The organism is Spirosoma humi, assembly GCF_054776575.1.
This window is the reverse complement of the sequence record NZ_BAAHBR010000008.1, coordinates 1,012,709-1,025,507: the sequence shown is the minus strand read 5'-3', so window position 1 is coordinate 1,025,507 and position 12,799 is coordinate 1,012,709. Positions and strand designations below refer to the sequence as shown.

Below are 12,799 nucleotides of genomic sequence, written 5' to 3'. Positions count from 1 at the left end.
ATCAATTGTTAAGATAAAACTACAGACTCATTTAGTGCACGTTCGTATGCGTAAAGTGTTTTCTGAGCAGTTATTTCCCAAGTATAGTTTGAAAGAATATTCTTTCTGAGTTCCTCAGGGAACGGAGAATTATACGCTTCTACAATCTTACTTTTAATCGAATCAACGCTACCAGGATCACAATAAAAGGCGTAATCACCAAAATAATCATAGGTGTCTCCCTTTTCAGTTATGACAATATTGCAACCCATTAATGCGGCTTCAAGCGTACTCAAACCAGTAGTTTCAAACCAACTAGCTAGTACATGAACACTAGCAGCTTGGTATATAGGTGCTAAATCGTCCTGTTTTAAATGATCAATAAAACGAATACGATTGGAGCTGGAAGCCATCTGACGACATTCATTAAGATACTGTATGTGGTTTGGAGATGCTTTACCAATTATATCAAGTGAATAATCTGTTTGTAAAAGTGCTTTTACCACATTTAGCTGATTCTTACGCCCTTCAATTCGGCCAACGCACACAACGTGGTCAAGATATTCAGAATTAGGTGTCGTTTCTTCCTTAAATAGAGTTGAATCGATTGCATTAGGAATAATATAATAGGGCCGCTCTATGGAATAACTATTAACAAACCTTTTATATTCACTGGCAGAATTAGGCAGTAAAAATTTAGCTTCTTTCGCAACATATTTTATTGAATTGTGATGTCCATTTAATAAATAATAATTACTACGTATTGGCTCATTATTTTTAACATACCTTGCGATACATTTAAAATACTCAATTGTATCAGCGCTAAAAAAGCGAAAGGCGGCACCTAATAACCCTTTTCTATTTTTCTTCTCATACTCAGAATAATCTACATAAATAGTTGAAACGACAAAGGGCAACTTTGATTCTACTATATGTGATACTATATCTGCAGGTCTTATGATATTAAAAAAATGGATTAAATCATAATCTTTATAATCAATAAGGTCATTTGTTAAGCGGATATCAACATCAACACCTAAATAGCGCAAATATGCTGCTGTGTTATTAATTTGTATTGTATCCCCGCCAGGACTACTATACAAAGTAGATCGACTTATCATCAAAACTTTCATATATAAATTATTTATAAGCTAATTTTACTAATCAGCGTCCTGCACTCCAATTCATTTCCGTAAGTAGACATTAAACCCAATAGATCGAAAAATTTTTTTCGTATAAAATTTAGAACCTGTAAGCAACATATTAGTCTTAGAAGATAAGACGGAAGATTGACCAGTTAAAATACACGCGCGACTATGTTCCTGTATGGCGGCCCAGCTATCACTAGCCCCTCCTTCTCTCATTATTACTGTTATAATATCCATGTATTCAGACTTCAGATCAACACGTGGTCGAAGTAGAAACTCATAATCACCGACAATTTTGTAATCTATATTGAAGCGCCCATATTTATCAAACATCTTTCGAGCATGTAATGATCCTGGATGAGCAACTGTCATTTCTTTTAAGAAGCGAGGCCATTCCCAAGCCCAGCCTTTAACTCGTATAAGATTTAGATTTTGATCTGTTATTTTAACTTTAGAAGATATATACTCTACATCTGATGACACTGTATTTACAAATTTTGCATACTCATAAAGGGCATTTGGTAATAGGATATCATCACATCCAAGAAACATTATCCAATCTCCAGTTGCTTTATCTATCCCTTTATTCCAGGCATCATAAATTCCTTTATCAGGTTCACTTATCCAATATGAAACATATTGATTGAATTGTTTAATAATAGTAACCGATTTATCTGTCGATCCCCCATCAATTAAAATCAATTCTAGATTATCATAATTTTGCTCAACAATACTTTGAAGTAAACCTTCAAGATATTGCTCTCCATTATATATAGCAGTAACAATAGATATTTTTGGCAGTTTCATTTGTTTTTTCATTTTATAAGATCACTTCTTTTTCATATTTAAAATATACAGCCGGGTTAGGGACAAAACTTTTCTTTTTCTCAATATTACCTCCTAAAACGTTACCATCGGAAACAGTTCTAAATGCCAATCCCATAAAAATCCAATAGTAATAGATGTAGGTAGTTCCTACTACATTAATAGAAATAAAACCAGCTATCAAAGTTGATACAGTTATAGCAATTGCGTATGACTCAAAAGGAAATAATACTTCATAACGCCTTGATAACTGTTTATACTTTATAGTTTCAAGTAATATATTTACGTTGATTAAGAGAAATAGAAATAGGCCTAGAATACCTAATTCATAACCTATGTTCCACCAACCGCTTTCTACAAAAAAACCTAAACTTTCTTTATAGCGTAAATCACTAGTCCCAACACCATGACCCAAGGGTTCAACAATTGTTTTTTCAACACCTTTCCAAAATTGATTTCCTCTATCCGCAGCACTAGCCTCTTTCATACTTATTGAATTCGTTAGAACTTCACCAGCTTTGATGATAGTATCCGGAGCGAGCGCAGTAGCAATTCCTATAATTAAAAGCGTGACAAAAGTTAGACCAAAAACACTTTGTATTTTATTCTTTATGTGCACTAAAAAAATGATCGATAATGAAGCAATGGCTATAAACCAACCTGCTCGAGAGAAACTTAAAACTAAACATGCAAAAGTGCCTATTATATTAAGCACAATTAGAGCATTAAATAGCTTAGAGAATGAGTTTTTATTAGGAGACAAAAAAATTACCGTTGAAAAAACAAACACTAATGCCATGTATACCCCAAAATCATTTGGGCCAGGAAAAGCTCCAGACATTCGTTCAATGCCCATTATTCGAAAGGATGTGTTGACATACTGGACGTACCCTTCATCATCAACAAAATCAATTGTTCCCTTATAAATAGAAAAAGGAAGGCTCAGCAAATATTGCTGTACAAACCCCAAGATAACAGCAATAAGAGAAGAGTAAATAGTAGATCTAATTAGCCATTTCGGCTCAATTGCGAATCTGGAATTTGCGATTATTATAAAACATACAGCTGGAAATGTATAATTTCTTAAACTCGCAAGACTAGTGATATGATTTTCAGTGATTATATAGAAAATAAAGGACAATGTAATAAATGACAATATTTGAAATTGAATTTTAGGTAGTATATTCTGCCTAGAGCTAAATGTCTTCGTAAGTAATATTATGACCAACAACTCTTTCCATACAGAAAACAAATCACCGCTAGCAAATTGATTATCAAAAACTTTCTTTAAAAAAAACTGGTGTGGCAAAAAAAACAATATTAAACATATAGTCACATAAGGTTTCTTGTACCATGCTAAAGCAGCGGTAATCAAAACGAATATTAGTGCAAATATCATACTGTTCAGTTTTATTATTTACGGTCTGACATTCCCAAAAAGTCCTGCAAGCTTAATCGCTCAAATAGCTCTAACTTTCCACCTTCTGTACAATTATAAATAATTCGACCAGCTTCATAATACTCATCTCTTGCCAATTGATAATGAAATTCCGATCCTAGTAAGTCTGGCAATTGCCATTTATCTTTTTCAGAAAAATAATTAGGATCAAAGTGGTTGGGATCATGCCCGTTTAATTTAATTTCCTTATTAGCAGTCCCTTTGGTTTCGAAATTATGATCACACCCCACCAACGCCACTTTAGAGAAACCAAGATGGTAGGCTATTTGTGTAGCCACATACGTTACTGTATATCCCTGGCATATCCCTAACGAGATATCCTTCGCAAATTCACCAAGAACATTCACCGAATTAAGGAAATGTAAATTCGGACGACTTTTCAACGTTGAAATATCAACTCTAGCTGCTTTAGTAGTTACGTAATCTAAAAATACAGGAATATCAGTTTCTTTGAAAAACTCATAATTCTGTTGAATAACATAAGGATTCACACACACTATCGCTTTCGGACGATGAGCTACCCTTGAAAATAACAGATTTATTTTATTAAGCCCAATAGTAAAGACACCAGATTCATCGAGTGCATCGAAGTCTACTTTATTTAAAGAAGGACCATTACAAAGAATTACACATTTCTGGTCTTTATATTTATTTCTAAGTTCTTTTAACTTATAATAATTTTTGAGCGCATAGGGATTAAAATCATACTTTAATCGATTAAAAAGTACACTCGCTCCAATTCGATATGGATTTATCGTATCCTTAACCTTTTTTTCTAAATTAGCAGTAGTAGACATAGAATTTTCAGATGAGTGATTTAACGACAACAAGTAGAATAATAGAGAGTGGTAACAGAACTATTCCTGCTTCAAAACTTTTAAATTTTAAGGAGAACGTTGAATATGACTTATTACTTGAATACCATGAATAGAAGCATAAATAGGCAACTAACATGCTTACAGGAAAAGCAAAAACACCAACTATCGGATATGTAATAACAGCCAGCATTATATAAATAGCACCCGTTATGCCGTTTGCTATATGCCAAACAATAGTATTTGTAATACTATATAACTGTAAATGCATAGCCCCATATCGCTCAATAAAGAAGGCTAATCCAATAATAGCCCATAGCCGTTGGTCCACAAATTGAATAGAACTACCTATCAACCCCATGACAGGCTGAGCCAAAAATGCGACAGCCATAAATCCGATGACAAACGTCCAGTGTGCACGCTGCATTCCTTTTTGGGCTACTTCTATTATTTGCTCGCGTTTGTCCTGAGCATACAAACGAGCCATCAAAGGAAGCTTGCTGTAGAAGGGTGCCTGAGCGAATGTGATAATGATCTGGATAAGGCGCATGGCAAACAAGTAAGCCGATACCTGCCCAACCTGGTTACTTTGTGCATAAATCAAGCTACTACTTTGGATCAGCCCATACGACATGAACACCCCAACACCGCTACGCCAGGCTGCAGGCCAAATCTCTTTTAGAATGTCTCTGTCGAATTTGAAGCGTTGACCAGGAATAAATACCCCTTCATTGAACCGGTAGCACAACCAGCGGTTCCTTATAACTGACAAAACATTCCACAGTTGATTGACGGCTACCAGACCAACCAGTCCTGCCTTTGCATAAAGCACTACAACACTGGTTAGAATGGCGGCTAATGAAAACAGCGTTTCATAACGTCGGAATTCGGCAATTCGATTTATACCCTGTAAATACGTTGAATAGGCATTTCCGCGAAAAGTGATCGTCGTCGCCAGTATCACAATGCCCCATGCAATCCATCCCTGGTTTGGATTTGACAAGAAATGGATGGGTTTATAGACAGAAAAAGTCCCGGCAGTTACCAGCAGCAGGAATACCACACCCGACAGCCAGCTGAAAAGAATTTGCTGAGTACCGACTACTTTAAGCAGATACGAGGCCTGACTAGAACCATTACCATCAGATAACGCTGCCGGCTTTATGCTTGCTTCCGTTCCATTCAACCCACCCATAGCGTAAGCCACAAATCGGGAGAAAGTAGTGCCTAACCCCAAATCAACCATCAAATTCAAGCTGATAATTGTACTGAATAGGTACCATAATGAGATTTCAGCCGGACTAAATTGCCGGAGGATGAATGGAATCAATAGGACTAAATTCAGCGAACGCGTTGCCAGACTGGCCCATGTTGTAAATGTTGGGGAGTGCCAGAGACGGTTAAACACTGAATGCTGTCTTATTTCCAATGGTAGCATAAACCTGCTTTTACGCGTATTTTATAAATCCTTCAATACCGAGCTGATGCCCCCATCCAGCGACAGATTCGCGCCGTGGATGAAACCACTACTTTCGGAGGCTAAAAACAAGGCCATCTTGGCGACATCACATGGGGAACCAATCCGCTGCACGGGGTGAATTTTTCGTAGTTCATCCAGAGCGTCCTGATTCCCGTCAAAGCCTGCTAACAGCATATCCGTTTCAATAGCTGCCGGACTGATGGCGTTGACCCGTACCCGCCCTTCCAGGTCCACCGCTAACGCGCGGGTTAAACCAATGAGCGCACTCTTTGAGGTGGCATAGCTAATGAACCGGCGCTTGGTAAGCTGCTGGTGAATGCTGCCAATGTTGATGATGCAGCCATTGGTTTCTTCCAGCGTTTCCAGAAAATGCTGACTCAGCAAAAGCGGCCCGGTTAAGTTGACTGTCATGGTGTGATTCCAGTCGTCCAGCTTCAGATCGGCCAGACTATCCAGCAATTGAACCGCGGCATTGTTGATCAACACATGCAGCTCCGGTATCATCACATTGAAGTTGTGCTTCCACTCATTCCGATAGGTCTCGTCGGTGCTGAACTGGTGCAGATCGAACTGGATCAATCGGTCAGCTTCGTGTCGGTCAGACTGTTGAATGTCCAGGCCGTAGACGTAAAATCCAGCTTCCCGAAAGGCTAGTGCCAGCGCACTACCAATACCCCCTAAAACCCCTGTGATCAATACTTTTTTCATCGTCTTACGCCGTTACTCCAATTTCCAGAAACTCGAACATGGTACGGATGGCCTGATGGCTGGCGCGCCGAACGCCCTGAATGGTATTGGACCCGTTGTGGGTACCGAAAATGCACCGGTCGAAATTCCGCAGTTCCGAGTCCATCGGTAGGGGCTCGGTTTCGAATACGTCCAGACCCGCTGAATGAACCTTGCCACTTTTAAGCCCAGCGATCAAAGCCGCTTCGTCGATGATTGGCCCTCTCGATACATTGACAATCCGGACGCCGTCCTTCATCCGCTGGATGCTTTCGGCGTTGATCATGTGTTTTGTACTGGCTGTCAGGGCGCAGGTCGTGACCACGAAGTCAGCGGTTTCTAACTCGTCCGGGAAGCTCAGGAACCGGTAAGCGGCCTCGTCAGCTTCTGTCCGGCTAGCAAATGGATCATACACATTGATGTGCATGTCGAAGGCCTTGAGGAAGCGGGCCGTGGACTTGCCGATATCTCCGAAGCCAACGAGTGCCACCGTATGACCCGCCAGCGACATACCCGCCGGTTTGACCCAGTTGCCCGCCCGCACTTCGCGGTCGATGTAGTAGGTTTGGCGAGCCAGTCCCAACACGTAGGATACGGCGATGGTGGCTACTTCGGCCCCAAACATCATGGGGGTGTTGATAATGGGAATACCCAGTTCTTTGCAGGCCTTGAAATCGACATTATCGACGCCAATCCCCCATTTGACGGCCGCTTTCAGCTTACCGGCTTTACCCGCCCGGAAAATCTTCTCGGTAGCCTGGTCATCTCCGATAATCCAGCCATCGACCGTTGGAACGAGTTCCAGTAATTCTTCTTCCGATAGAATTTGAACGACATTGGGCGCAACAACCTCGATGCCTGCTTCTTCGAAGATGGGTAAAAACTCGGCCAGTTGCCCCAGCATGGGTGGACAGGTAATTAAGACTTTCATAGGGCCAGTTCAGGATAAAGTTCAGTAAAGAGGAATTCAGCGACTTTAAAATTCAGTTCAACATCAATATCCTGGGCTTCAATCTCGGCGATTTCATACATGAAAGGGCGATCACCAATCCGGTTGCCTTTCTGAATCAGGGTCTCTTTCTTGAAGATATACATGCAGGAGTTTTCCATGTAAACGGGCGGTAAATCCTGAGTGCGTAGCAAGATGTTTGCGTTGTGGTTGATGGCGCGTGCCAGCGGGTCCCAAAGCCGGGTCTGCATCCGGGTCACCCCAAACAGCGTGTCGTATATCGGGTACTGATTCAGAAATTGCTTAACGCCTTTCTCAACCGTTTCGGCCGACAGCAGTGGATTGGTGCTGTGGGTTTGCAAATAAAAATCGGCCGGGACCTGCTCACAGCTATTGAGCAGCACGTTGTTCATGGGAATGGCCCCGTCGCGCAGGTGCTGGGGACGTTCCAGAATAGTAACCGATGGGTAATAGATTTCGGCCTGTTCGATGACGGTAGGGCTATCGGTATCGATCACCACCTGCGTAATCGAAGGACACTCCAATAGGGTGTCGATAATGCGGTGAAACAACGGTTTACCGGCGAAGTCACGGTAGTTTTTTCCAGGAACGCGTTCGCTGGAATGGCGCATCGGAACAATAGCAGCAACGGAATAAGACATAAGCTATTGGTGTTGGTTTATAGTTTTTTGGCTACTTAATTCTGATACAGTATGGCCCGGCAGGGAACCCCTTCAACACCCTGAACTTTCAGGGGCAAACACACTAACTGGTAAGCGCCGGGCTCCACATGTCCCAGGTAAATCCCTTCCAGAATGATAACCCGGTTGCGCAGTAGAATTTGGTGCGTAGCGGGGGAATCGGCATAGCGCTGGATGGACAGATAGTCGATGCCAATCAGCTCCACCTGGTTATCGACTACCCATTCAGCCGCATCCGCAGCCAGGGCCGTAAACGAGGTTCGAAACGGTTTTTCTTCCCATTTCGTCCGTGAATTATCCGTGCGTAACAACAAGCGACGGGGTATTTCGGTCCCTACGTGCTGCTCCAGCAACGACCGGGTAATGGTCTCGGTATCAGGAATCGAGACGACGCGACAGGCACCAACCAGTGTCGTTAGGGACAGCGAGCTGGTATCCTCACCACCCGCCACAAAATGCAGGGGGGCGTCGAGATGCGTTCCCGTATGAACGTCCATATCCAGGCGACTCACATTGGCATCCGACTCGGGGCCAATGGCTTGCAGCGACTTCGTCTGTACACCGATGCTGCCCGGCCATGTTGGTAGCGTAGGACACAGGGTTACTGAAATATCAATAATGGCCTCGCTAGTCATACGCAATCTGTTTCATGAGTGGCCGAACGGCGGGTTCCACTTTCTCGCGCCGGAAAAATTCATTGGGGTAATAAAAGCGCTGCCGCAACGTGCGGTCGAGTGTACCAATGAACCGGTAACCTTGGTACGTTCCCCAGAACTGCAATACCCGAAACATGGGAATGTCGAGGCTATTGGTCCAGAAAGTACCTTCCTGTATAGCTGCGATATAATCGCTCAAGATGTTGGTGATGGCTAAATAGACGAAGTTCCAGGCGTTGAACCGAGCATGGGGCTTGAGCCGTTTGAAAGCGATAGCCTCCCGATAATACCGGTTAAAGATTTTACGGGGCGTCTCTTCATGCACATGGACGATAACGGCATCGGCCTCGTAGGCAATCTTGTAGCCCTGTTGCTGGATAGCGCCCGCCCAATGCAGATCTTCGAGGCCGGTCAGGGATTCATCATACCTCAACTGTTCCCAGAGCGAGCGTCGGATAGCCGTATTGGCATTGTTACAAAACGGAATAAGCTGGTTGTAATTCGAAACAGGCGGAAACCACTTGGCAAATAATTGCTGCTCGGAGAATTTACTGAGGTGGTTACCAATTTGGCGTCCGTAGGTCAGTCCCACTTTGGCGTCCTCGAAAGGGGCCAGCATGCGGTCAATCCAGTTGGTATAGACCGGGTACACGTGGGCACTGGCAAACAGCAGAATATCGCCCGTAGCCTGCTGGCAGCCCAGGTTGAGGGCCCGACCGAAGGAGAATTCTTCGGGGCGGATTCGAACGACTATCGCTCCTTTCTGCTCCGCGATCTGGACGGTATTGTCCGTTGACCCCGAATCGACTAAGATAATTTCTACCGTATGCTGACTCTCCCGACAGGCGATGCCGTCGAGGAGTTTTCCAATATGTTTTTCTTCGTTAAATGCGCGGATGATGACACTACACTTCATAAGTAACAAGCCTTACAAGCCCCTTTAAACGTTTCCTAATGTCCGTCAACGACTCATTATTTTACCCCAACGGGTACCAGAGCGAACGTTTACCAGGCTTTTTTATCCCCCTGTATCATCTTGGCCACTGTCCACCAACAGATCTTAAGATCCAGAACTGGCGACCGTCGGGCTATGTACCAGCGATCCAGCCGAACGCGGTGTTCCATTTTCTGGAGTGTGTCCGTTTCACCCCGGCAACCGCGTACCTGAGCCAGCCCCGTTATGCCGGGCTTTACGGCGTAGCGTTCAGGGTAGTTTGGCATCGTATACCAGTGCTTGGCATCCAGTGGGATGGGGTGAGGACGCGGCCCCACTACGCTCATGTCGCCCAGCAGTACATTCAGAAACTGGGGCAGTTCGTCCAGGTTCGTTTTCCGCAATACCTGCCCTAGCTTGGTAACGCGGGGATCATTTTGGGTAGCTTGCTGAAATACCGTTTCGGGTCGGCTGACCATCGTCCGGAGCTTGAAGCACTGGAACTGGCGTCCTTTTCGTCCTGTCCGGGATTGAACAAACAAAACTGGCCCCGGTGAATTTAGACGGATGGCCATACCCAGCATGGGAATAAGCCACGACAGCACAAAGAGACAGATCACCAGGGAGAAGCCAATGTCGAACAGGCGCTTACCCAGCATACTGTGTTCGGTGACCGACGTTGTTAAAACGTCGTCCTCTGCATCGATATACGGGTTGGTGTTGGAAAAGGAGGCATTACTAAGCATAATAATCTCTGAATTTGCTTTTCATGAATACACAAGGAACTAAGACAGTGCTTTGCGGGCCTTTTTATCCGACTTTTCGTCATCATAGTAGCCGCCATAGCTGTAACTATAGTAGTAGGACTCCCCATCACCCACGGCATTCAGAATGACATTCAGGTTCTGGAACCGATGCTCTTTGTAGAGCGAGTCGACCATTTTGAGGTAAGTCTTGGGCGTTATATCATGCCGAACCATGTATAATGTTGCATCTGCATACGGAGCAATCACCTGGGCATCGGTTACCAGCCCAATCGGTGGCGAATCGACAATGATGTACTCGAATCGGGCACGCAGTTCGTCGAACAGCTTGCCCAGGTAGGGGCCATTAAGCAGCTCGGATGGGTTCGGCGGTATGGGACCACAACTGATCAGATAATAGTTTGGGAATCCTTCGATTGGCTGCAACACATCATCCAGCGAAGCCTCACCAATCAGATAATTACTGATACCGACCGAATTACGCATACCCAGAGCCACATGCAGCTTCGGCTTCCGCAAATCCATCTCCAGGATCACAGTAGGTCGATCAACCAGCGCTAAACTGGCCCCTACATTCATCGACATGAACGATTTGCCTTCGCCACTAATGCTTGAGGTGAATAGTAACACCTGGCTGCCCGTTGGGTTACTGCGGAGGAACTGCAGGTTCGTACGAAGGGCCCGTATCTGCTCGGCAATTACTGAACGACTTTTCGAGACAACAACCAGTGCTTTCTTACCGTCAGATTGAACAACTTCACCGAGAATGGGGACTCTGGAGGCTTCTTCCACATCCGACCGGCGGACAACCCGGTTGTTTAACATATCCTTAGCGGATATGGCGCCTACAGGTAACAATAACCCGATGATAGCGAACAACATAAATGTCATTTTACGCACTGGCTTGATCGGGTCCTTCTCATGACGAGGTAGATCGACCGTGCGGCTATCGGGTAGCGTGGATGCGTACGACAAGGCTGTTTCTTCCCGCTTCTGCAACAGGTAGGTGTACAGGTTGTTCTTGATGGCCTGCTGCCGGGTGATGTTAAGCAGTGCCCGCTCTTTATGGGGCACGGTACGAACCATGCTTTCCAGCTTCCGGTTTGTTGAGTTCAGTTGACTTTTAGTACTGGTCAGCTGTTGTTTTATCGTCTGAATATTTTCGGAGATGCTTTCTTTAGTCGATTTGATCTGACTGTCCAGCGATTGTAAAAGCGGGTTACGTTCCGAGGTTGTCCGGGCCAGTACATCCCGCTGAAGCTCCAACTCCGATACCTTCGTCACCAGACCTAACAAAACAGGATCGCTCAGGCTGAGCGTACCCGGCGTGGTGCCCCGGCTGTCTGCCTTGCTGTTCACGTAGCGCTCAATGTCGTTCAATGAGGTAAGCTGAATATTTACCTGATTGAGTTGAGCATCGTTGGCCTGAACCGTTTGCAAAAATGTTTGCGCCTGTACGCTCAGATCAGTAATCCCCTCGCTTGTTTTATAGGACTCAACGTCTTTTTCTACATTGGTCAGTTCCCCGGAAATCAGTCGGAGACGCTCCTCGATGAAGTCGAGTGTGCTGGCTGCCACCAGGTTTTTGTCGACAACAGCCGCCTGGTTGTATTCTTCGATCAGTTGTCTTAATACCGCTTCGCCTTTGGCAGGTACAGCTTCTTCCAGCGTTATCTGTAATACAGTCGATGCTTTGCTGGTTGTTTCAACGTTTAGATTTTTCAGATAATCGTTTACGGTTTCGGTGCGGGGCGACACGGCTATCTTAATCGGCTCCAGCGACGCTTTCAGGGGCTGACGGGCAAAAACGCGTAGCCGGCCGTAAGGCGTTTTGATGGATTGGTTGACCGGATAAGTCTGATCGTTGATTCGTACGTGATTACCGTCTACGAAGCTGAGTTGTAGCTTTTCTTCATAAAGGGACGATAGTGGCCGTTCAACGATCAACCGAATCGGCACTTCGCCATACATTTCCTCGTCGACCGTTTTGGTGGGTCTGAAATACTGAACATCCAGATTGAGGTGATTCACCACCTTATCCATCAAGGTGTACGACTTGATGATTTCGATCTCGTTCTCGACCGTTTTCTTCGGCTTCAGAATATCCATTTCCTTCAGGATATTTTCGCCATCGAGCCCTTTTTTGTCATCCTTGATGAGCAGACTCGCCTGAATTTTGTAGATGGGCGTCTGGTATATTAAATAAATATAGGCGCCGGCTCCAGCTAGTATTAATGACAGGACAAACCATTTCCAATGCTTCAGATACCGAAGCAATATTACACGCAGGTTTGGCTGGTTATCAGCACTATAAACCTGATATGGTGTGTATGAGTAGGCATTTTCAGACATGTGTATACTAG

At 44.4% G+C, this 12,799-nt stretch carries 12 protein-coding genes; all 12 read right to left on the bottom strand.

The window, feature by feature from the left end; all coding sequences use genetic code 11:
* Nucleotides 1-8: 8 nt before the first annotated feature.
* Nucleotides 9-1,112 carry a glycosyltransferase family 4 protein gene (locus tag ACYU8Y_RS13035; RefSeq protein ID WP_460937815.1) on the bottom strand — a complete coding sequence of 368 codons (1,104 nt, stop codon included), beginning with the start codon at nucleotides 1,110-1,112 and terminating at the stop codon, nucleotides 9-11.
* A gap of 51 nt (nucleotides 1,113-1,163) precedes the next feature.
* Nucleotides 1,164-1,946: a glycosyltransferase family 2 protein gene (locus ACYU8Y_RS13030; protein WP_460937813.1), complete on the bottom strand. Its 783-nt coding sequence runs from the start codon at nucleotides 1,944-1,946 to the stop codon at nucleotides 1,164-1,166.
* A gap of 1 nt (nucleotide 1,947) precedes the next feature.
* Nucleotides 1,948-3,351: an O-antigen ligase family protein gene (locus tag ACYU8Y_RS13025; RefSeq protein ID WP_460937812.1), complete on the bottom strand. Its 1,404-nt coding sequence runs from the start codon at nucleotides 3,349-3,351 to the stop codon at nucleotides 1,948-1,950.
* Between the two features lie 14 nt (nucleotides 3,352-3,365).
* Complete coding sequence (locus ACYU8Y_RS13020) at nucleotides 3,366-4,208, bottom strand: 6-hydroxymethylpterin diphosphokinase MptE-like protein (protein ID WP_460937810.1); 843 nt, start codon at nucleotides 4,206-4,208, stop codon at nucleotides 3,366-3,368.
* 7 nt (nucleotides 4,209-4,215) lie between these two features.
* Nucleotides 4,216-5,664 (bottom strand): MATE family efflux transporter, encoded by a 1,449-nt coding sequence (locus ACYU8Y_RS13015; RefSeq protein WP_460937808.1) that lies wholly within the window; start codon nucleotides 5,662-5,664, stop codon nucleotides 4,216-4,218.
* 21 nt (nucleotides 5,665-5,685) lie between these two features.
* A complete protein-coding gene (locus ACYU8Y_RS13010) occupies nucleotides 5,686-6,414 on the bottom strand; it encodes an SDR family NAD(P)-dependent oxidoreductase (protein ID WP_460937806.1) in 729 nt (242 codons plus the stop codon).
* 4 nt (nucleotides 6,415-6,418) lie between these two features.
* Nucleotides 6,419-7,363 carry a phosphoglycerate dehydrogenase gene (locus tag ACYU8Y_RS13005; protein ID WP_460937804.1) on the bottom strand — a complete coding sequence of 315 codons (945 nt, stop codon included), beginning with the start codon at nucleotides 7,361-7,363 and terminating at the stop codon, nucleotides 6,419-6,421.
* Nucleotides 7,360-8,043, bottom strand: coding sequence for an acylneuraminate cytidylyltransferase family protein (locus ACYU8Y_RS13000; protein ID WP_460937802.1), 684 nt, complete (start codon nucleotides 8,041-8,043; stop codon nucleotides 7,360-7,362). Before ACYU8Y_RS13000 ends, ACYU8Y_RS13005 begins: the two co-directional genes overlap by 4 nt.
* Nucleotides 8,044-8,078: 35 nt before the next feature.
* A complete protein-coding gene (locus ACYU8Y_RS12995) occupies nucleotides 8,079-8,717 on the bottom strand; it encodes a cyclase family protein (RefSeq protein ID WP_460937800.1) in 639 nt (212 codons plus the stop codon).
* Nucleotides 8,710-9,654: a glycosyltransferase family 2 protein gene (locus tag ACYU8Y_RS12990; protein ID WP_460937798.1), complete on the bottom strand. Its 945-nt coding sequence runs from the start codon at nucleotides 9,652-9,654 to the stop codon at nucleotides 8,710-8,712. Before ACYU8Y_RS12990 ends, ACYU8Y_RS12995 begins: the two co-directional genes overlap by 8 nt.
* A gap of 89 nt (nucleotides 9,655-9,743) precedes the next feature.
* Complete coding sequence (locus ACYU8Y_RS12985) at nucleotides 9,744-10,418, bottom strand: sugar transferase (RefSeq protein ID WP_460937796.1); 675 nt, start codon at nucleotides 10,416-10,418, stop codon at nucleotides 9,744-9,746.
* 39 nt (nucleotides 10,419-10,457) lie between these two features.
* On the bottom strand, nucleotides 10,458-12,788 hold the full coding sequence (locus ACYU8Y_RS12980; protein WP_460937794.1) for a GumC family protein: 2,331 nt from the start codon (nucleotides 12,786-12,788) through the stop codon (nucleotides 10,458-10,460).
* Nucleotides 12,789-12,799: the final 11 nt, after the last annotated feature.

Bases quoted from the DNA above. Each gene is read 5' to 3' on its own strand.
- ACYU8Y_RS12980 (WP_460937794.1), bottom strand. From the start codon at position 12,788: ATGTCTGAAAATGCCTACTCATACACACCATATCAGGTTTATAGTGCT.
- ACYU8Y_RS13005 (WP_460937804.1), bottom strand. From the start codon at position 7,363: ATGAAAGTCTTAATTACCTGTCCACCCATGCTGGGGCAACTGGCCGAG.
- ACYU8Y_RS13000 (WP_460937802.1), bottom strand. From the start codon at position 8,043: ATGTCTTATTCCGTTGCTGCTATTGTTCCGATGCGCCATTCCAGCGAA.
- ACYU8Y_RS12985 (WP_460937796.1), bottom strand. From the start codon at position 10,418: ATGCTTAGTAATGCCTCCTTTTCCAACACCAACCCGTATATCGATGCA.
- ACYU8Y_RS12990 (WP_460937798.1), bottom strand. From the start codon at position 9,654: ATGAAGTGTAGTGTCATCATCCGCGCATTTAACGAAGAAAAACATATT.
- ACYU8Y_RS12995 (WP_460937800.1), bottom strand. From the start codon at position 8,717: ATGACTAGCGAGGCCATTATTGATATTTCAGTAACCCTGTGTCCTACG.
- ACYU8Y_RS13025 (WP_460937812.1), bottom strand. From the start codon at position 3,351: ATGATATTTGCACTAATATTCGTTTTGATTACCGCTGCTTTAGCATGG.
- ACYU8Y_RS13020 (WP_460937810.1), bottom strand. From the start codon at position 4,208: ATGTCTACTACTGCTAATTTAGAAAAAAAGGTTAAGGATACGATAAAT.
- ACYU8Y_RS13030 (WP_460937813.1), bottom strand. From the start codon at position 1,946: ATGAAAAAACAAATGAAACTGCCAAAAATATCTATTGTTACTGCTATA.
- ACYU8Y_RS13015 (WP_460937808.1), bottom strand. From the start codon at position 5,664: ATGCTACCATTGGAAATAAGACAGCATTCAGTGTTTAACCGTCTCTGG.
- ACYU8Y_RS13010 (WP_460937806.1), bottom strand. From the start codon at position 6,414: ATGAAAAAAGTATTGATCACAGGGGTTTTAGGGGGTATTGGTAGTGCG.
- ACYU8Y_RS13035 (WP_460937815.1), bottom strand. From the start codon at position 1,112: ATGAAAGTTTTGATGATAAGTCGATCTACTTTGTATAGTAGTCCTGGC.